The following is a 19,240-nucleotide window of genomic DNA, read 5'->3' on the forward strand; positions in this document are numbered from 1 at the left end:
ATCGTTCCTCCAAACATCGATGTTTACCGTCCCAGAAAGCGAAACAACAAGTATCCAAGCCCAAACCATAGCGGAATTGACAGGAACAATGCAATGTTCACGCCGCGCACCGTAGATAGATTGCTTTGCAGTTCAATTGTTGACAATGCGCGATGCATCACAGCGGCCAGCTGGTCCATTTCAACCGGCTTCTGCAAAATATCGTAAGCCCCGCGCCGCATCGCTTCCTTCGCCGTTTCAATGGAAGCAAAACCCGTCACCATGATGAACAACACCTTCGGATGGATTCTCTTCAACTCTGAAAGCAATTCCATCCCCGACTTTTCCGGCATCATGAAGTCCGAGACAACCAAGTCAATCTTCTCCCGCAGGAAAACATCCGTTCCCGCCCGTGCGGAATCCGCTTCGAGAACCGTATGCCCCCTGTTCTCGATGAACTCGCGCAAAATCGCGCGATAGTCGTGATCGTCGTCAATGACGAGTATTCTGGCCATGTGCTTCTCCCTGTTTGACCGGCCACATTCTAAAGAGGTATGTTGCCGTGCTTTTTCGGAGGATTAGAGTCGACCTTGTTTTCAAGCATCTCCAGCCCGCTGATGATCCGCTCCCTTGTGCATGCCGGATCAATCACCTCGTCAATGTATCCATGGGCTGCCGCCTCAAACGGATTTGCGAAGAGATCCGTGTACTCCGAAACAAACTTGGCCTTTGCCACTTCCGGTTCCGGCGCCGATTGAATCTCTTTTGAGAAGATGATCTCTACTGCGCCTTGCGCCCCCATGACCGCAATTTCCGCGCTCGGCCAGGCAAAATTCAGGTCACCTCTAATATGTTTCGAACTCATCACGTCGTATGCGCCGCCGTAGGCCTTGCGAGTAATAATCGTAATCTTTGGCACGGTCGCCTCACAATAGGCATACAGCAGCTTTGCACCATTGACGATGATACCGTTCCACTCCTGCTCCGTTCCCGGCAAAAACCCCGGAACATCCACGAAGGTGACAAGCGGGATGTTGAACGCATCGCAAAATCTGACGAATCTGCCGCCCTTTCTCGAGGAGTCAATATCAAGCACTCCGGCGAGCACCGACGGCTGATTGGCAACGATGCCGACCGGCCTCCCGGCAAAGCAAGCAAATCCGACAACAATATTCATGGCCCAATCTGCATGAACTTCAAGAAAGGTGTCCCTGTCCACTACGCGCTTAATGACCTCTATAATGTCATACGGTTTGGACGGCTCCTCGGGAATTATGTTTCCAAGGGTATCGTCCGTCAACGGCTGGTGTGGCGCCGGACGGCGTGGAGGATCCTCTTGATTGTTTTGAGGCATGTAGCTCAACAGCTTGCGTAAAGTCAGAAGGCAGTGAGCTTCATTGGGACAGGCGAAATGCGCGACGCCCGACTTTGTTGCATGTGTCACCGCCCCGCCCAGCTCCTCGCTCGTGATATCTTCGTGCGTCACAGTCCTCACAACCTTGGGTCCGGTCACGAACATGTTGCTCGTGTTTTCAACCATTAGGGTGAAGTCTGTTATCGCGGGACTGTACACTGCTCCACCCGCGCACGGACCCATGATAGCCGAGAGTTGCGGAATAACACCCGACGCAAGCGTGTTGCGCAGAAAAATGTCAGCATACGCACCGAGAGAAACGACACCTTCCTGAACTCTCGCGCCGCCAGAGTCGTTCAAACCAATGACCGGTGCTCCGACCTTCATGGCCAGGTCCATTATCTTGCAGATCTTCTTTCCGTGTGCTTCGGCAAGCGAACCGCCGAAAGCAGTGAAGTCCTGCGCAAAGACAAACACCGTGCGTCCGTCAATCTTACCGTGACCCGTTACAACGCCGTCACCGTAAACAATTTGCTTATCAAGTCCGAACTGTTGCGACCTGTGCGTCACAAGGGCGTCAATTTCACAAAATGAACCCGGGTCGAGCAGAATATCGAGGCGCTCGCGGGCCGTCATTTTGCCTTTCTGATGCTGGGCATCGATGCGCTTCAGCCCACCGCCAAGTTTGGACTCTTTTCTCCGGCGGTGAAGTTCGTCTATGGTCTTTTTCATTGCAGTCATTCTACAACATGCCGCTGCGTTTGCGCAGCAGCCATTCAACAGCCAATAGGCCTATCAATATCCACAGAAAATAAGGTTTGTTCCAAAGCGGAATCTCACGCGAGTTTTCAATCACCCGCGAAGGTAATTGAAGGTAACGGAACAGGGAATCCGGCTGTGATGCCGTAACAAACACGCCGCCGGAATTCTGCGAGATACCTTGCAGAATATCCCAGCGAGCGCGCGAGTCCATCCACTCAAGATTAAATGCCTCCACAACAAATCCGCCGTCGTCTTTGCCAAGCGTATCGCTTCTCAAAACCGCCGATCCGGCAAAGGAGTAGTCCCCGCTCCCCCATGCGCTGAATTGTGATTCATACAGGCCATTCCCTTTTGACCGAAGTGAGACGACCTCTTTTCGATCACCTTGCTTCACTTCGACAAGCACGGAGGCATCATTGACAGGAGTCAGGTCTGCGCCGTAAACTTGACCCTGCATACGCACCGGCTCGCCTGTGCTGTAAACCTTCTTGTCCGTCGAGAGTATGAATTGCTTCTCTTCCGTTGGAGCAAGCAGCCAAGCCGTTAATCGGGAAAGCAGCTCTCTTTGAAAAACTGATGCCTGCGGAGAGCGCGCTAAACCTAGAGTCCAACGATATGTCTCAAACGTTGTGATAGCCGCGCACCTGCGGCGATTCAATTCGGACAAAACTACTGCCGGACCGCCGTTGACACTCGGAGTCAGTTCGTTTGCGAATGTGGCCACTGTCACAGCAGACGGCTTAGCAGATACTCGGTCAACAGCTCCAAGTGCCGGAGGCAAATCCGGCCAGCCCGCAGGAAGCGGACCTCGTCCACTTAGAGCGGCATGAGACTCGCCTTCGCGCAAAACCACCCGCTCGAAAGAAACGTCAGGCTGAAATTCCACAGGCAGCCGCGCCGCTATTCTCGACAAGCTTGATTGAGAAACTGCCGGACCATGCTGATACAGCAGAGGCACACCGTCCTCAACAAGCCTTTTTGAAACATCGTCCCAAAGTTGTCGATTTGAACCCGCAGCAGGATAATTGACAAAGACAAACAAATCTGTCTTGCTAACTACGTCCTCAGAGTACGTTTTGCCATTAACAAAACCGCCTTTTACTTCAACATACGACTCCACTTCGACCGTGGTGTCCAGTCCGAGCGTTTGACGGACGAAAGTCACGTCAGCCGACGGGCTGCTCGCAAGAAGAAGGACATTGTACTTTGAGTCCAGCACCCGGACAATCTTCGATCTCCGGTTATTCTCTGCCGTCACTTCATTCGCAATCGTGTCAATGACAGCGGTCACCCTGATTTCGCCTTCGGAGTCCGCTGTTAAACTTGCATCGAAATTCTGCTCAAAAAGCGAACCGTCGAACGAAATGTTCTCATCGAGCAATGTGCGGGACTTGGAATCCAACAGCCGCAAACGTGTTACTGCGCCTGCCCCCCCCTGCCCTCTCACACGAACTCTGACCGGGACCTGCGTGCCTTTGTAAGCGATGTCGTTGGTCAGCAAGTCGGCAATCAGCACATCCCTCCGAAGAACAGTATCTCCGATTCCAACGGTGTGAATCGGTATTCCAGATTCGGTGGCAGCACGCTCGGGATTGGGTCCCATATTATGTGCGCCGTCGGTGAGCAAAACGATTGCTCCGATGTCTTCCGACGATGTGGCGGAACGTGCAATTTGCCAGGCTTTCGCAGGGTCACTTCCCACAAGCGCGGGCGGCGTAACTTGAGCAGAATCTAGCGTCGTTTGCACGGCAGAGTCTCCGAAAACGAAGCTTCGCAGTTCACCGTCGGCCGCCAGCGCCTTTATCTCAGACCTGTTCAAGAAGTCTGCAAGCACGCTGTCCCGAATGATGCCGTTGTCGCTGATTCCCATTGAGGCCGACTTATCCACCAGCAGCAATATCTTCGCTCGCTCATCTCGTCGGTCGAGCCATCGAAGTACCGGTTCGAAAATCAGGAACAGAATAAGGACCAGGACAAGTGCACGTATGGCCGCCAGCAACCTGCGCCGAGGAGTGCCGACCGGCGGCAATGTCCTCTGGTAAACAATAATGGCGAGAGCCGTGCAGGCGAGTGCAAATAGTGCAAACAGAAAGACCGGGGCACTGAGAGTGACCCCGCGAATCGCCGCCAAAGTGATAAGTGTACTCAATTCGTTAGAGTCGCTGTTTGTCGTAAATCAGAAAGCGGCCAGCGCGGTCTCACAGCGAGTGCGGCGGCAGGTAATCCTGCGGTTATCTGTTTCCACGCAGTGTAGCCAATCATAGCGGCATTATCGGCGCAGTACTTCATGGCTGGCAGCGCCAATTCGATACCTCTCTCCTGAGCAATTACCTTCAGGCCATCCCGCAGCGAGCTGTTTGCTGCGACGCCGCCGGCAGCAGCAATAGCCCGAACGTCGAACTCACGCGCTGCACGCGCGACTTTTTCAAGAACAGATTTCATTGCAGCCGCTTGAAACGAGGCGAGTAAATCTCTTCTCTTCTCTGCGTTTGCCCATTCCGGTTCATCGCGCAGCTTGTATGCAACAGCCGTTTTCAGACCGGAGAAACTGAAGTCATACGACGCATCGCGCATGGATACGGGAAAGGAAATCGCGGCCGAGTCACCGGACTTAGCTTCTCGATCAATGACGGCTCCGGCAGGAAAACCAAGACCGAGCAACTTCCCGACCTTATCGAACGCTTCACCAAGCGCATCATCGCGGGTTGATCCAATAATCTCATATTCCCGGAATCCGTTGACCAGCACCAACTGCGTATGACCACCGCTAACCAGTAACACGAGAAAGGGAACCGGCAGCGCCGAGCGGTCAATTTCAACCGACCACAAATGCGCTTCCATATGATGAGTTGAAATGAGCCGGATACACAGAGACTCTGCCAATGCCAATGCGTATGAATGCCCGACCAATAGAGATCCGATCAAACCCGGCCCGGACGTGGCAGCGACATAATCAATGCGATTGTGCGCGACACTCGCGCTCTCTAAAGCGCGCGTAATATTATCGTCCTGCAGCTCAAGGTGTGATCGGCTTGCAAGTTCTGGCACGACTCCGCCAAACTGTTGATGCACGTTTTGAGTAACCGTCACAAGAGAGCGCACAACACCGTCTTCGATTACGGAGGCGGAATTCTCATCACAGCTTGATTCAATGGCCAGAATACGCATCGATCAGAGCAGTTTCATGCGAAGCTGAACTCGCGCAAGAAACTCCGCCCGCTCAATTCTGTGCAGAGCCTCGCTGATGCTCGTTCCAACCGCAACGACTCCATGTCTCTCGAGCAAGAGTACGCCGCAATTTGCTCCGTGCTTAACCGCCAGTTCTCCGACTTTCGAAGTTCCGGGTTCAGCGTAGGGAATCATGGCAATTCGGCCTAGCGTCATTTCGGCTTCCATCAGCAACTTGACATCCGGAATTTTCCCTGCGGCGACAAAGACCGCCAATTCGGGAGCGTGAACATGGAGTATTGCGTTGACATCGTGACGCGCAAGATACAATTCGCGATGCAGTTTCCATTCCGAAGAAGCCTCGTGCGGCTGCACATCATCAATATCAACTTCAATCAAATCGGCACGGGAAAGACTTCGCTTTTCCAATCCTTTTCGAGTGACAATTGCCTTACGGCTGCCGGAGCGGACAGAGAAGTTTCCGTCCGTAGCAGGAAGGCATCCGATACTATTCAGAACGGCAGCAGCATGAACAAGATGTTTGACTAAATCGGCATCCAAGGACTATTTTGTACCTTTTGGAGTTATCAGGCCAAAGCCAGTATATTTCTTCAACACATCAGGCACGCTTACGGTTCCATCGTCGTTCTGGAAGGTTTCAAGCAGCACGACGAGCAGCCGCGGTGTCGCTAGTCCCGACCCGTTCAAGGTATGAACATAGTCTGTCTTGCCGGTATCGGCGCGCCGAAACTTAATGTTCGCCCGGCGGGACTGAAATCCTTCGAAGTTTGAACAGGATGACACTTCGAGCCACTTCTTCTCGGCGGGCGACCAGATTTCAATGTCATAACACTTGGCGGCACCAAATCCCATATCACCGGAGCAAAGCAGCACGACGCGATAGTGAATCCCCAGGAGTTCGAGAAGGTGAGTCGCATCGGCCGTTAGTTTTTCGTGCTCGCCGTAAGAATCCTCAGGGCGTGTGAACTTCACCATTTCGACTTTGTCGAACTGGTGCAGCCTCAGAAAGCCGCGAGTCTCCTTGCCGTACGAACCGGCCTCCCTCCTAAAACAAGGAGTGTATCCACAATAGCACAGCGGCAACTCGGCTTCAGGAAGTATTTCGTCGCGATGAAGATTCGTGATGGGAACTTCAGCGGTCGGAATCAAGAAGAAGTCGTCTACGTCGCACCGATAGAGGTCCTCCTCAAACTTGGGAAGCTGACCTGTACCGGTGAGGCTATCCCGGTTCACCAAAAACGGGACAGAGACTTCGGAATAGGTCCCGCGTTCCCGGTGCGTTTCCAGGAAGAAATTCAAGAGCGCACGTTCAAGGATAGCCCCTGCGCCTTTGTACACGGGGAATCCGCTACCTGTCAGCTTTGTGCCTCGTTCAAAATCACAAATGCCGAGAGACTTCCCTAATGTCAAATGGTCTTTCGGCTCAAAGTCGAACTTCGGTGCCTCACCCCAACTACGAACAACAACATTTTCATCGGCAGACTTTCCGAACGGAACAGATTCATGAGGCAGATTTGGTATCTGCATCAGTCGCGCTTGAATATTTTTTTCAATCTCCTTAAGTTCCGAGTCGCCGCGTGTAATTTCTTCACCGATTGCCCGGCTTTGATCTTTGAGCGGATTGACCATCTCACCGCGCTTGCTCGCTTCGGCAATCTCGCGCGTCAGCTCATTACGCTTGGCCTTCAGCGAGTCCGTACTCTCAATCAGCGCGCGTCGCTGCTTGTCCAGTTCGACCAGGCCGTCCAGGAGTTGAGCCTGCTCATTACCTCGCTGTTCAAGGCGGCTGCGGACAAACGATTCGTTCTCTCGTATAAGTCTGATATCCAGCATATTCTATTTGGTATTATCCTTCGCCTCTCAGAACCACGAACATCGTCATGAAGAGGATTTTCAGGTCGAGCGGTACGGACATGTTTTCAATGTAGTAGAGATCCATCTCCAGCTTTTTTGCAGGGGCAAAAATGGTGGCGTCATACTGCAGATGCACTTGAGCCCAACCGGTCAGTCCCGGTTTGACATTCAGCCGTCTCAAAAAAAGCGGACTGGTCCTAGCAAACTCGTCAATAAACTCCGGCCTCTCCGGTCGCGGTCCGACAAGACTCATTTGCCCAAGCAAGACATTGACGAGCTGCGGCAACTCGTCGATACGAGTCGAGCGAAGGTACTTACCGATTCGAGTAATTCTCGAATCTCCCTTTGTGACCAGCACCGGTCCTGTGCGAGATTCCGCATCCGGAATCATGCTGCGGAATTTTATCATCCGGAAGTGCTTACCCTTGTGACCGACTCGCGTCTGCAAATAGAAGATCGGCCTGCCGCTGTCAATCAAGATGGCAACTGCAGCGAGAATCCAGATTGGCAGAGTAATGATAAGCAGAGTAAACGAGGCGACAATGTCAAACAGTCTTTTCAGAATTCGTTCAACAGGAGTCAACAAGTCGCGGCGAATTTCAATGATCACTTGACCTCGTCGCCCAATCGGTTTCACTTCGCCAAGCAAATACTGATAGTGCTCAGCGGGAAGAAATTGTCTCACCGGGGTTGCGGCAAGGAGGCTAACAATCCTGCTCAATTGATGAATCTGTTTTTCACCGAGGGCAATGTAAACCAGTTCACAGCGGTTGTCCGAGATGATGTTACGAATCCGCGACACACCTCCCAGAAGCGGCCACTGTGTGGGGCCTGAGTGTCGTTGACCGACAATCCCGAGAATCTTTGCACCGAGAGCTTTGTTCGTACTAAGATAATGAAGAACATCCGCAAGCGGTTTGCCTGACCCGACGACTACGGCTGGGAGTACAATGAAACCGCGCATTCGCAGTTCTTGCAGAATCGTGAGCAATAATAATCGAGTGAAGGCGATTCCGGCCATGACCCCGACACCGTAAGTCAGCAGAATGACCCGCGTCACAGGGAGTGGGTTAACCGGGTCAAATGTAGCGATAAAGATTATCAAACAACCATAGACCGCAGCGCGCGTGCAATTCACAAAGACGGCAGCACGCGACTCCAAAGGATCAAATCTGTAGAGACCGAAGATCGCGAAGTGCAGCCCGTCTGAAACCGCCACCAGTATATTCCAAAGAACGCGACTTCAAGAACCGCAAAATCCAGCAAAAAGAGCAGACTTCGGAGCCAGATATGCCGCATAAGTCCAGTTTATGATGTTCGACCAGTCTGGCCGGCTCTGTAGTTGCGAACGGTCACTCCGAAAAATGCGCACATTGTAAAGAAGACCCAAAAAGGAATGAATCCTGCAGTGGTCATTGTGGCCACTGCAAAGACTGTAGCTACAAGACTTGCCCTCATTCCGGCATTCAGCATGGCCGGAATGTCAGATGGATCAACGTGCCATTGCCTCCAACTCAATCCTCTAAAGGCAAAGACAAGGCAAGCAATGTACAGTCCAAGGCCGATTAGACCGGAGTCGACCGCGATATCAATGAAAGTGTTGTGCGAGAAAAAGTAGTACGGAAGATAGGGCATCAGAAACATGACATCGCTCTCGAAACTTCCGATGCCGCTGCCAATGATCGGGCTGTTCCAAAAGAGCTTCCACCCGCTCAGAAGTAATCCCAATCTTTCGCTGCTGGATTTATCCGTTCCCTCAAGAAGTTCAAAAACGCGGCCAAACAGGTCAACCGGCAGCACTGTGAGCAGCACTGCTACAAGTCCGGCGACAACAGCAGCAAGGACGAATCTATGTCTTTCGATTGCGAGCATCATTCCCAGCACAATAACACATCCGATGAGACCAGTGCGGGATAACGACATCAGTGTTGCAGCGATACTCAGGACTGCGGCAACAAACATCAGTGAACGAATCCAGAAATTCAGCTTGCTTCGCCAGAGGGCCATGACGCCTCCGAGGTAGGCGATAATGGTCATGGACATGAAGTTCGGGTCATCCCAATGACCGAAAAACCTCGAAGATTCAATTGACGTGACCGTGTTCGCAATCTGATCGGCCACTCCGGATGTGTAAAATTCTACGGCCGTTTTTATTGCGGAAACGGATGTAAAAATCAAGCCGAAAGCGGCGCCGATAAAAAATGCAAGGTAGGTACGAGTTGATTTGAGGAGTTCACTGACCACAAAGATTGTAAGAAGTATTCGGATAATGTGGCGTCCGTCCCACGGCATGTGAGTATCCGCCCATAGGATGGACGAATAATACCAGCCTACAAAAATCAAAACAGGTACAAAGAAGTTCCCGTATCTCCAACTCAACTCCTGAGATTGCAGTTTTCTCAAGATGAGAACGACGTATACACCGGCGAAAAAAAGCGTAGTAGAACCGGGTACAAAACTCGCGATATATGACAGAATAAGGAATCCGGCCATGCCGGCACTTATCTCGGGGTATCGCCACAACGCAAGTCCAATACCAGCAGCCGTAACTCCAATCGCCATTTGCATGGCTCTGCCCCAAAACAGCCATACGGCAATCAAACCTAAGGCCAGCAGCGCCGCGACAAGTCCGTACCTCCAGCTCCTGGCAAACTCAATGGGACGTTCAGATGGTATCTGATCAGCGACCACTCCAGCTCCGCCTGAATCGCAGGAGTTTGTCGTGGTCGGGATGATCCGGCGATGACATCGCGCCAAACGTGCTTAACAGACCGGCGATGATCAGCCCGATCATGAGACCAAATCCGGCGCCAATGCCAACAAGCATGCCTCGTTTTGGAAAGACCCGCTTGTAACCGATGCTGGCAGGTTCAACGACCGCCATGGTCGGCGTATTCCGCGCCTCCTCCATTTTGGCTTGTTCATGCTGTTGAGTGAGCAGCGCCAGCAGGATTGAATGGATTTCGATCTCTCGATAAAGCCGAAGATACGTTTTTCCATCTTCCGTCGCTGAATCGAGTCTCAATAAAAAATCGCGTTCACTTGCATCGCCTTTGGGACCGGTCAAGTTCTTGAGCGAGGAATCAAGACTTGCAAGTTTCAGCTTCGCCAAATTGAGTTCGGGGTTCTCGTTTGTAAAGAGTTTTGACTTCATCTCATACTCGGCGACCGCCATGAATCTCTCCGCCTGAACGGCAGCTACTGCCTGTACGGTTGCTTTCGCTTGTTCTTCCAAATTGAAGATTCCACTCTCACGCTGAAAGGCAGCCATGCTGTCCTCCAGCATAAACAAGTGAGCCTTTGCCTCCGCCAAAAGATTGCCGGCAAACTCTCTTTCCTTTCGCGCCTTGGTTGATTCCAATTCGCGATTTCGCCTGTCAAGCTCTTGAATATAGAATTCAACAACCTCCCTTGCGAAATTAGGATCTTTGTCGTCAACTTGAATGCGAACAGTGTTGGTTGCGGCTTCGAACTTGAAATAGACGCGATTCTTCCAAGCGTCAATAACGTCTTCAATCGGATCGTCCGGCAATTCAAGGCGGTTCCGAATATCAAATTTCTCAAAGACCTTTTCACACATCGAGCGTTCACGAAGAATCATCAAGTAGTAGTCACCACGAATCTCACCAAGAGAAGCAGTGAATCCACCGATGCTGCCCAAACCGGCAAGCTTGGAGGCGAGCAGACTTCCAAGACCACCGGATTTGTTTTCCACTCCGCGAACCACTGCACTCGAGCGATAGCGGGGAGTCGCAGTAAAGGCATAGATTCCGACTCCAATTGCGCACAGGAGCATTGCAGGAATCCAGACACGCCGCCACTTTGCAAGAAAGCTAAGTATGTCGAGAAGATTTATGCTGTCAGATTCTCGTTGCGACAAGTATAGTGCTCCGGGTCAGATTTGAGGGAGTTTAGAAATCGGTATAATAGAGGTAACGATTATCAACGACACCGATTTCCTCTTTGGCGAGCTTGAGCCAATCCGCGTAAACACGGTTTTGCTTGGTGCGCTCCAGATTCATCATCAGCTGGTCCTTCTGCGCGACAAACTGAGTTGAGTCCGCTTCGGTGATTTGTGTGACCGTTGCGACATAAGCGCCGCGCGAATTAGACATCGCCGGCGAAAGTTGACCGGGCGCGAGCGACAGTAGAGTCTTGGCGATTGCTTCATCCTGACCGATTGCGCGGATGAAGTCGCGCTGACCATGTAAGCCGGTAGTGTCAATTTTCACACCTTCGGCCTGTGCAACGGGAACAAGCTGTTCCGCCGAGCCGATACGGCTGCGGAATTGCTGAGCGGCCTGCAGCGCCATTTCCTCTTGTCGCTTGCGGATGAGCGTGGTCCTGACGGTTGATTCGACATCGGACAAAGGCGCGACTCCTTCCGGCGCTTTATCGATGAGCTTAAACACAGAGTAGCCGTCTTGTCCCTTGATGCGGGTTTTCTGAACGTAGCTGATCTTTCCAACATCAGAACCGAAGGCGAAATCCATGACCGGTTTCAAAGCGCCGACACCGGGAATGGAGCCTGCCTCTTGGTAGGGGAACAGATTCGTGTTCTCAATGGTCAGGTTAAAGCTTTGTGCCGTAGCCTCAAATCCATCGGCCGCGGCCGCATCTGCGAAATCCTTAGCTTTTTGAGCCACTCGAGATTCAGTTTCCGGACCGATGCTGTACTTCACAAGAATGTGACTAGCCAGCACAGAATCCGCAGTTCCGTTCAGGTCACGTGCCTCGACCTTAATGATATGAGCGCCGAAGCGTGTCATCACCGGTCCAACAACCTTGCCGATTTCGGCGGTGAATGCGGTCGAGTCGAACTCCTTCACCATACGGCCACGCTGAAACCATCCGAGGCTTCCTCCCTGCTTGGCCGAGCCAGGGTCTTCCGAGAATTCAGTAGCCAGTTGACTGAAGCTGTCGCCTTGGCGAAGCATTGCGAGGATATCTTCAACCGTCTGGTCCACCCGCTCCGTGTCGGCAGCCGTCATCGTTAGGGGGATAGTGACATAGGCTAGTTTGCGGCGCTCCGGCTGCCTGTAATCCTGTGTATGGTCGCGGTAATACTGTTCAATCTCGCTTAGCGTAATTGAGGTTGTGTCCACGGTGTAACTAGTACTGGGAAATGACGCCACTATTGCTTGAAACTTGCGATTGGTCGCAACATAGTCGTCCCAAGCCTCCTGAGGCGAGACGAAGACTGGCTGGATGACCTTGTCAATCACCTTCTGATTGCCAATACTCTCACGGTAGTCCTGCTCGATTGCGATAAGGACTTGCGCTTGGTTCGGATCTTCCACGAATTTTTGATAGAGCGCAGGATCAAACTGACCATTTGTTTGGAAATTCGCATTGTTGCGGATATATTCAGGTGGCGCGTTCATTACGGCGTATGCGACTTCATCGTCCGACGTCACGATACCCCATTTTTGCTGATAGTTTTTCATCAACTCAACCCGGACGAGGTCGTCCCAAACCTGCTGCCGAACCTGTTTAACCTGCTGATCTGTAATTTCCTGATCAGGTTTTTCCTGGCGCTGTTGGGCCAAGCGGTCCTGGACGAGCCTATTATAACGGTCATACATGATTTCCGTTTGACCGACTTTTCCGACTACACCGTCAAGGCCGCCGGAGCTGCCTTGAAAACCTCCCATACCCCAGCTGAAGACAATCGTGAGCACGAAGGCCAGCACGAGTGTCCACATGACCAGGGGCATGTTTTCCCGCATCGATTGAAGCATGGATCTGCCTTAGTTTTACATCATGTTGATATTTTAGAACCTAAAATATACGAACGTCAGGTGAAAACTGCAAGGGCGGACATATAGGGTTCATTAGTTATACGTTGTCAGATGATTTAGCATAAATCACTATAATATAATCACTTGAATAAGTGACAGACTGCCAAATGGTTTGCAAGATTGGCAGGAAACAGCTATATTGCCATTATGCGACCATTTGAACTGAAAACTGACCTCACGCCTCGCGGAGACCAGAGCGAAGCAATCAGACAGCTTGTTGAAGGACTTAAGTCAGGTGAGCGGTTCCAGACTCTTTTGGGCGTAACCGGCTCAGGCAAAACCTTTACCATGGCAAACGTCATTCAGGCTGTGCAGAAGCCCACCTTGATCATGAGCCACAACAAGACTCTGGCTGCACAGCTGTTTGGGGAATTTAGAGGTTTCTTTCCTAATAATGCCGTCGAGTTCTTCATTTCGTACTACGATTATTACCAGCCGGAAGCGTATATTCCGACTTCGGACACGTATATCGAGAAGGATACACAGGTCAACGAGGAAATCGACAGGCTGAGGCTTCGCGCGACCTCATCGCTGCTCGAGCGGCGGGATGTTATCATTGTAGCTTCAGTATCGTGCATTTACGGCCTGGGCTCGCCGAAGGACTACAAGGACTTGCTGTTGCTGTTGGAAACCGGCAAGGAATATCAGCGGCGGGATATTCTCTCCAGACTTGTTGAGATGCACTACACGCGGAACGACGTAGAGTTTCCCCGGGGATCGTTCAGAGTCAAGGGCGACGTTCTGGAGATTCACCCCGCCTACGAAGAAACGGCTTTTCGGTTCGACTTTTTCGGAGACACTCTGGAGTCCATCGTACATTTCAAGATACTGACCGGAGAGACAATTGACCGCCGGGAGGCACTTGCAATCTATCCGGCGAAGCACTTCGTGACGACTCCGCCGAATTTGAAACGCGCGATGATTTCGATTCAGCAGGAGTTGGAAGAGCGAATAGAAGAGTTGAGAGGTATGAATAAGCTTATAGAGGCACAGCGAATTGAGCAGCGGACGCGCTATGACCTCGAGATGCTTCGTGAAGTTGGTTTCTGCAGCGGAGTCGAGAACTATTCAAGACATTTATCAGGCCGAAAGCCGGGCGAGCGGCCAGACACATTGTTCGACTACTTTCCGAAGGACTTTTTGCTTATCGTGGACGAATCGCATGTAACCGTGCCTCAAATAGGCGGGATGTACCGTGGCGACAGGGCGAGAAAGGTCAATCTTGTTGATTTCGGGTTCAGGCTCCCGTCGGCATTTGACAACCGTCCGATGTACTTCCAGGAATGGGAGGATACAATTCATCAATGCGTATTCGTCAGCGCAACGCCCGCTGATTACGAAGTGGAGAAGAGCAAAGGCGTGTTGGTTGAACAGATAATTCGACCGACAGGACTGCTCGATCCGGAGATTGACGTTCGGAAGTCGAAAGGGCAGATTGACGATTTGCTGGGAGAAATTCGGGATACAGTTGACAGAGGAGAACGTGTTCTTGTATTGACATTGACGAAGCGAATGTCCGAACATCTCGCGGAGTACCTTGAGCAAATGCAATTGAGGGTGAAGTATCTTCACAGCGAAATAGACTCGCTTGAGAGAGTGGAGATTCTGCGCGACCTGCGGCTCAAGAAGTTTGACGTGCTTGTAGGAATAAATCTCCTGAGGGAAGGCCTGGATTTGCCGGAAGTGTCCCTGGTGGCCATATTGGATGCGGACAAGGAAGGGTTTCTGCGCAGTGAACGCAGTCTTTTGCAGATTGCGGGACGAGCCGCACGAAACGTGAATGGCAAAGTCATCTTCTATGCGGACAGAATCACGGAATCTATGAAGAAAGTGATTGACGAAACAAACCGGCGCCGCCAGCTGCAGAAGGAATACAACGAAGCCAATGGAATTACTCCGGCGTCGATTGTCAAGTCCATTGAAGAGGTGCTGCTTTCGACCACTGTTGCGGATGCGAAGATTTCGGAAATAGTGCATGACGCACAATCCGAGTTCCTGTCCACATTTGATCTTGAGGACCTCATTGGCAGGCTTGAAAAGGAGATGAAGCGCATGGCGAAGGCGCAGCAGTTTGAGAAGGCAGCTGAATTACGGGATGAAATCAATCGTTTGAAGGAACAGGTTCGCGGATGACGAGAGTTGTATTGATAATAATTGGCATCGCGGCGATGCTTGGCTGCAAAAACACACCGACGAATTCACCTGAACCTCCCGCCCCGGAAGCGGCAGGGACCTATGTTGGCTGGGGCAGACCGGGAGGAACCGGATTCAATGTCAGGTTAACAGTAGCGGGGTCGGATACGACGGAATGGACGGGTGCAATTTACTATGGCGGTTCGAGTTCAACTTTGCTGATCACAGACGTCTCTGTGGATGAGGATTCAATCAGATTTGAGTATACTCGCGGTTCCGCATACAGGCATTTGGGAGTCATCTCGGGGGTTGCAATGACGATTTTCGTTCTCGAGCCGGCCGGCCAACCGACGTACGTTCTGAATAGAGTTCAGGGGAGTTTCAATATGAGCGGTGACTGGGACGGACTGGTTTACAGTCAATTCCTGAACATCACCGAAGATGCCGATTTGTTCATGGATCATCAGGGGAATTTGTTTAACGGCGACCTCGAATCGCAGTTCGGGTTTTATTCTCTGCTTGGAAATATCACCAACGGAGGTCAGCAAGGATCGGCTTTCTATCTTGCCGGCGATGCTCCGTACGGCGGGCAGTCTTATCCATTCCAGCTTGACGGTAATTATGTAAATCCAGACAGTATCGTGGGGGTATGGATTCTGGATGTTGACGGCGGTGGAGACTCCGGATCGTTTGCCTTCGGACGGAGGTTCTGAGTGAGAGTCGCAGTAATCGGGAGCGGAGGCAGAGAACATGCCTTACTATGGAAAATCAGGCAAAGTCCCCTTTGCACTGAACTCATCGCAGTTCCCGGCAATCCCGGGATGTTTGACGTACTCGACCGATGCGAAACGGACATGTCGGTCAATGATCTGGTAGATACGATCAGACGGAATAGGATTGACTTCGTCATCGTGGGACCGGAGCAGCCGTTGGCGGACGGGCTGTCGGATGAGCTTGACAGGCTGGGCATTCTTTGTTTTGGGCCAATCCAAGCGGCAGCCCGTTTGGAGTCGTCGAAAGTATTTGCCAAGCAGTTGATGAGAAGTTATGGTGTGCCAACAGCAGAATTCGAGGTCTTCACCGATTTCGAGTCAGTACAAAATCATATCTCCGCGCATCCGAGACCTAACGGCCGGGTGGTGAAAGCGGATGGGCTTGCCGCCGGAAAGGGAGCATTTGTTTGCGGATCGGACGCGGAAGCGATGGACGTTGCACGGCGACTGCTGGTAGACAAGGAGCTTGGCACAGCAGGGACAAGAATAGTCATTGAAGAGCTTTTGTCCGGCCGTGAAGCGTCACTGCATTTCTTCTGCGATGGCGAAAGATACGTCGCCCTCCCTCCTGCTCAAGACTACAAGCGGGCATTCGATGGAGACAAGGGAGCCAATACCGGCGGGATGGGAACCTTTTGTCCGGCAGCACACGTGCCATCGAAAACAATCCGTGAAGTTGAACGACAAGTGGTAGAACCGGTCCTGAACGCACTGCGCGCAATGGGGACTCCATACAGGGGACTGCTGTACGTGGGAATCATGCTGACTGAAACCGGTCCGCAGGTGATCGAGTTTAACTGCAGATTCGGCGATCCCGAAACGCAAGTCATGCTGCCATGTTTGGGCTACGACGCTTTGGAGCCTATGCTTGAATGTGCCAAAGGGACACTGTCACCTTCAAAGTACGCGCAGACTACTTCACGCTGTGCGGTATGTGTTGTGCTTTGTGCGGAAGGGTATCCGGCAACATATCGCAAATACGTTCCGTTGGTTCCAGTTGAATCACAAGCTGATCAATTGCTTTTCTCAGCAGGCACAGCAATGCTCAATGGATCGTGGGTTTCTTCCGGCGGAAGAGTCCTGAATGCGGTCGGACTTGGAGACACGATGGAGATCGCGCGAAACAATGCATACAAACTGGCCGACCGTGCGGTGGTTGAAGGACTGAGGATGCGGCGTGACATTGCGTTATCGGAGGTATTATGACTGCAATTGACGCACTAATTGGCGAAAGCGATTCACTTCGTACTGTTAAGTCGCTCATTCTTCAGGCAGCACCGACGGATATATCGGTCTTGATAGTCGGAGAAAGCGGAACCGGCAAGGAACTCGTTGCCCGAGCGATTCACGAGCATTCGCGACGTGCCAAAGGGCCGCTTTTGTATGTGAACTGCGGGGCGATTCCACAAGGGATCTTCGAAAGCGAAGTGTTCGGACACGAACGCGGCAGCTTCACCGGAGCAGATCGAAAAAGGACGGGCTATTTTGAGCAGGCACAAGGCGGTTCGCTTGTTCTTGACGAAATCGGCGAGATGCCGCTCGAGTCACAGGTCAAATTGCTGCGTATTCTGGAATCTCGAGAGGTCTTGCGGGTGGGATCAAGCAGACCGGTTCCTGTGGACGTCCGGGTAATAGCGGCCACGAATGTGGAGCTTGCCAACGCGGTTGCTCGAGGCGACTTTCGCCACGATCTGTATTTCAGACTGAAAGCCGTGACGATACAGATTCCTCCGTTGCGCGAACGGCCGGGCGACATTCCTTTGCTCGCAATACACTTTGCGCGTGAGTTCGCGGAGCGAAACAGATTTGGGGCTCCACGGTTTACCACCGACGCGTTGGATATTCTGTCACAGCAATATTGGCCGGGAAATGTCAGGGAATTGAAGAATACGATCGAGTCAGTGCTGACACTGAACCGCGGACTTGGTGTACTGCATTCGGAGCATTTCCGCCCTCATCTGAGTTCGCCACGCGCATTGCTGCCAGTCATTGCAACGCGGGATTCCCAGCCGATTGGAAACGACTTGCTCATGGCGACCTTGCTTGAAGTTCGACGCGAAGTCAGGGAGCTGCGTAACTTACTGGAAAGCGCCATTGCCGCTTCCCAGTCTGTAACGGAAGAACCTTTGCCATCCAACAGGCTGACCGATCTTGAAAGAGAACAGATACAAAAAATGCTTGAACAGAATAACGGAAACCGAAGAAAGACCGCCAAAGACCTTGGCATCGGTGAGCGAACTTTGTACAGGAAGCTGAAGGAATATAACATTGACTAAAGCAATTGCGGTTTTAGCCTCGCTTTTGCTGTGCGGCTGCTACACTTTCAAGGGTCAGATTGCTGGCGACATCAAAACTATTGCCATCCCGACGTTCGCGAACGAATCTTCTGAATTCGGACTCTCTGAAACCGTGACCGACCAGCTGATTCGCGGCTTCCAGAAGGACGGCACGCTGCGGGTGGTTTCTGAGAGTTCCGCAGACGCAATCTTGATGGGCACTCTTGTCGATGCTAAGGACGAACCGTACACAGCCCGCAGCGGCGAAACGATCACCGTTGACGAGTACCGTTTTTCGATGACGATTCGCATTGATCTTGTCCAAAGAGAGAGCGGTGAAACCAAGTGGACGCAGAGCTTTCCTGCCTGGTCAATTTATGCCTATGGCGGAGACCTTTCCAACCGGGATCGGGCAATTACAGAAGCTACAACGAAGTTGGTCGAGGATTTGCTGAACAAAATTGTCGGGAGCTGGTAGTGGAGCTAATCGAATTGACAGAGTCGACATATGAGGAGTGCATTGAACGAACCTGTCAATCAGTATTGGCAGGTGAATTGATCGCTTTCCCGACGGACACCGTATATGGACTTGGGGGCATGGCTTTCAGCCGGAAGGTACTGGACCGGCTCATGACGGTGAAGCCCGATCGCTCGTCCAAGCCAACGGCAATTCTCATTGAGAGCATGATTCGATTAAGTCAATTTGGCGGAGAAGTTCCCGGACCCAAGATCGTGCACTTGGCCGAAACCTATTGGCCGGGTCCTCTGACGTTGGTTTGGCATGTTTCCAAGGCAGTTCCCGAGGAATTTCACGGGAAGGACCGCTCTTTGGGATACAGAATCCCCAATTACGAGTTCATATTGGAAGTGATGCGGCGGACGGCACGGCCGCTCTGGGCAACAAGTGCCAATCTGGCGGGAAAGCCGCCTCCGAGATTGTTTGGCGAACTTGACCCTGTTGTCATTGAAGCCTGTGATTTGGTGGTGAAGACTAAGGCACTGCTGGGAGGCAAGGCCTCGACAGTGGTGGACGTACGAGGTAAGCAGCCTCTTGTGGTTCGAGAAGGGGCAGTGATGGAATCAGACATTGAGAAGATTTGGAAGAAAGGATAGCCATAC

The 19,240-nt window shown here is 52.0% G+C and carries 16 protein-coding genes; 6 read left to right on the forward strand and 10 right to left on the reverse strand.

All coding sequences use genetic code 11. The features are described from left to right. Positions 1–23: 23 nt before the first annotated feature. From HUU59_02245 to HUU59_02290, 10 genes are all read right to left on the reverse strand, one after another. Complete coding sequence (locus tag HUU59_02245; protein ID NUO18251.1) at positions 24–494, reverse strand: response regulator; 471 nt, start codon at positions 492–494, stop codon at positions 24–26. Between the two features lie 29 nt (positions 495–523). Then, entirely contained in the window at positions 524–2,065 is a 1,542-nt protein-coding gene (locus HUU59_02250; protein NUO18252.1) for an acyl-CoA carboxylase subunit beta, read from the reverse strand. A gap of 10 nt (positions 2,066–2,075) precedes the next feature. Next, entirely contained in the window at positions 2,076–4,244 is a 2,169-nt protein-coding gene (locus HUU59_02255) for a hypothetical protein (protein ID NUO18253.1), read from the reverse strand. Further along, positions 4,241–5,263: a tRNA (adenosine(37)-N6)-threonylcarbamoyltransferase complex transferase subunit TsaD gene (tsaD, locus tag HUU59_02260; protein NUO18254.1), complete on the reverse strand. Its 1,023-nt coding sequence runs from the start codon at positions 5,261–5,263 to the stop codon at positions 4,241–4,243. The genes HUU59_02255 and tsaD overlap by 4 nt, the downstream gene beginning before the upstream one ends. Before the next feature lie 3 nt (positions 5,264–5,266). Continuing rightward, a complete protein-coding gene (locus HUU59_02265) occupies positions 5,267–5,824 on the reverse strand; it encodes a class II aldolase/adducin family protein (GenBank protein NUO18255.1) in 558 nt (185 codons plus the stop codon). 3 nt (positions 5,825–5,827) lie between these two features. Next, positions 5,828–7,117 (reverse strand): serine--tRNA ligase, encoded by a 1,290-nt coding sequence (gene serS / locus HUU59_02270; protein ID NUO18256.1) that lies wholly within the window; start codon positions 7,115–7,117, stop codon positions 5,828–5,830. Between the two features lie 13 nt (positions 7,118–7,130). After that, on the reverse strand, positions 7,131–8,357 hold the full coding sequence (locus tag HUU59_02275) for a sugar transferase (GenBank protein NUO18257.1): 1,227 nt from the start codon (positions 8,355–8,357) through the stop codon (positions 7,131–7,133). A gap of 89 nt (positions 8,358–8,446) precedes the next feature. Beyond that, entirely contained in the window at positions 8,447–9,829 is a 1,383-nt protein-coding gene (locus tag HUU59_02280; protein ID NUO18258.1) for an O-antigen ligase family protein, read from the reverse strand. Next, a complete protein-coding gene (locus tag HUU59_02285; protein NUO18259.1) occupies positions 9,819–11,018 on the reverse strand; it encodes a hypothetical protein in 1,200 nt (399 codons plus the stop codon). Before HUU59_02285 ends, HUU59_02280 begins: the two co-directional genes overlap by 11 nt. 31 nt (positions 11,019–11,049) lie before the next feature. Beyond that, positions 11,050–12,879, reverse strand: coding sequence for a peptidylprolyl isomerase (locus HUU59_02290; GenBank protein NUO18260.1), 1,830 nt, complete (start codon positions 12,877–12,879; stop codon positions 11,050–11,052). A 207-nt stretch (positions 12,880–13,086) separates the two neighbouring features. On the opposite strand from HUU59_02290, the gene uvrB reads away from it, so the two are divergent. Genes uvrB through HUU59_02320 form a run of 6 tightly spaced genes read left to right on the forward strand, consistent with a single transcriptional unit; the run spans position 13,087 to position 19,234 of the window. After that, positions 13,087–15,072, forward strand: a complete 1,986-nt coding sequence (gene uvrB / locus HUU59_02295) for an excinuclease ABC subunit UvrB (GenBank protein ID NUO18261.1) — start codon at positions 13,087–13,089, stop codon at positions 15,070–15,072. Further along, positions 15,069–15,785 (forward strand): hypothetical protein, encoded by a 717-nt coding sequence (locus HUU59_02300; protein ID NUO18262.1) that lies wholly within the window; start codon positions 15,069–15,071, stop codon positions 15,783–15,785. Before uvrB ends, HUU59_02300 begins: the two co-directional genes overlap by 4 nt. After that, positions 15,786–17,051 (forward strand): phosphoribosylamine--glycine ligase, encoded by a 1,266-nt coding sequence (purD, locus tag HUU59_02305; protein ID NUO18263.1) that lies wholly within the window; start codon positions 15,786–15,788, stop codon positions 17,049–17,051. Further along, the gene (locus tag HUU59_02310; GenBank protein NUO18264.1) at positions 17,048–18,121 is read left to right on the forward strand and encodes a sigma-54-dependent Fis family transcriptional regulator; all 1,074 of its coding nucleotides are present in this window, start codon (positions 17,048–17,050) and stop codon (positions 18,119–18,121) included. The genes purD and HUU59_02310 overlap by 4 nt, the downstream gene beginning before the upstream one ends. Beyond that, a complete protein-coding gene (locus HUU59_02315; protein ID NUO18265.1) occupies positions 18,114–18,599 on the forward strand; it encodes an LptE family protein in 486 nt (161 codons plus the stop codon). Before HUU59_02310 ends, HUU59_02315 begins: the two co-directional genes overlap by 8 nt. Next, a complete protein-coding gene (locus HUU59_02320; GenBank protein NUO18266.1) occupies positions 18,599–19,234 on the forward strand; it encodes a threonylcarbamoyl-AMP synthase in 636 nt (211 codons plus the stop codon). The genes HUU59_02315 and HUU59_02320 overlap by 1 nt, the downstream gene beginning before the upstream one ends. The last annotated feature ends 6 nt before the right edge of the window (positions 19,235–19,240 follow it).

The organism is bacterium (assembly GCA_013360195.1).
GTDB lineage: Bacteria > Electryoneota > RPQS01 > RPQS01 > RPQS01 > JABWCQ01.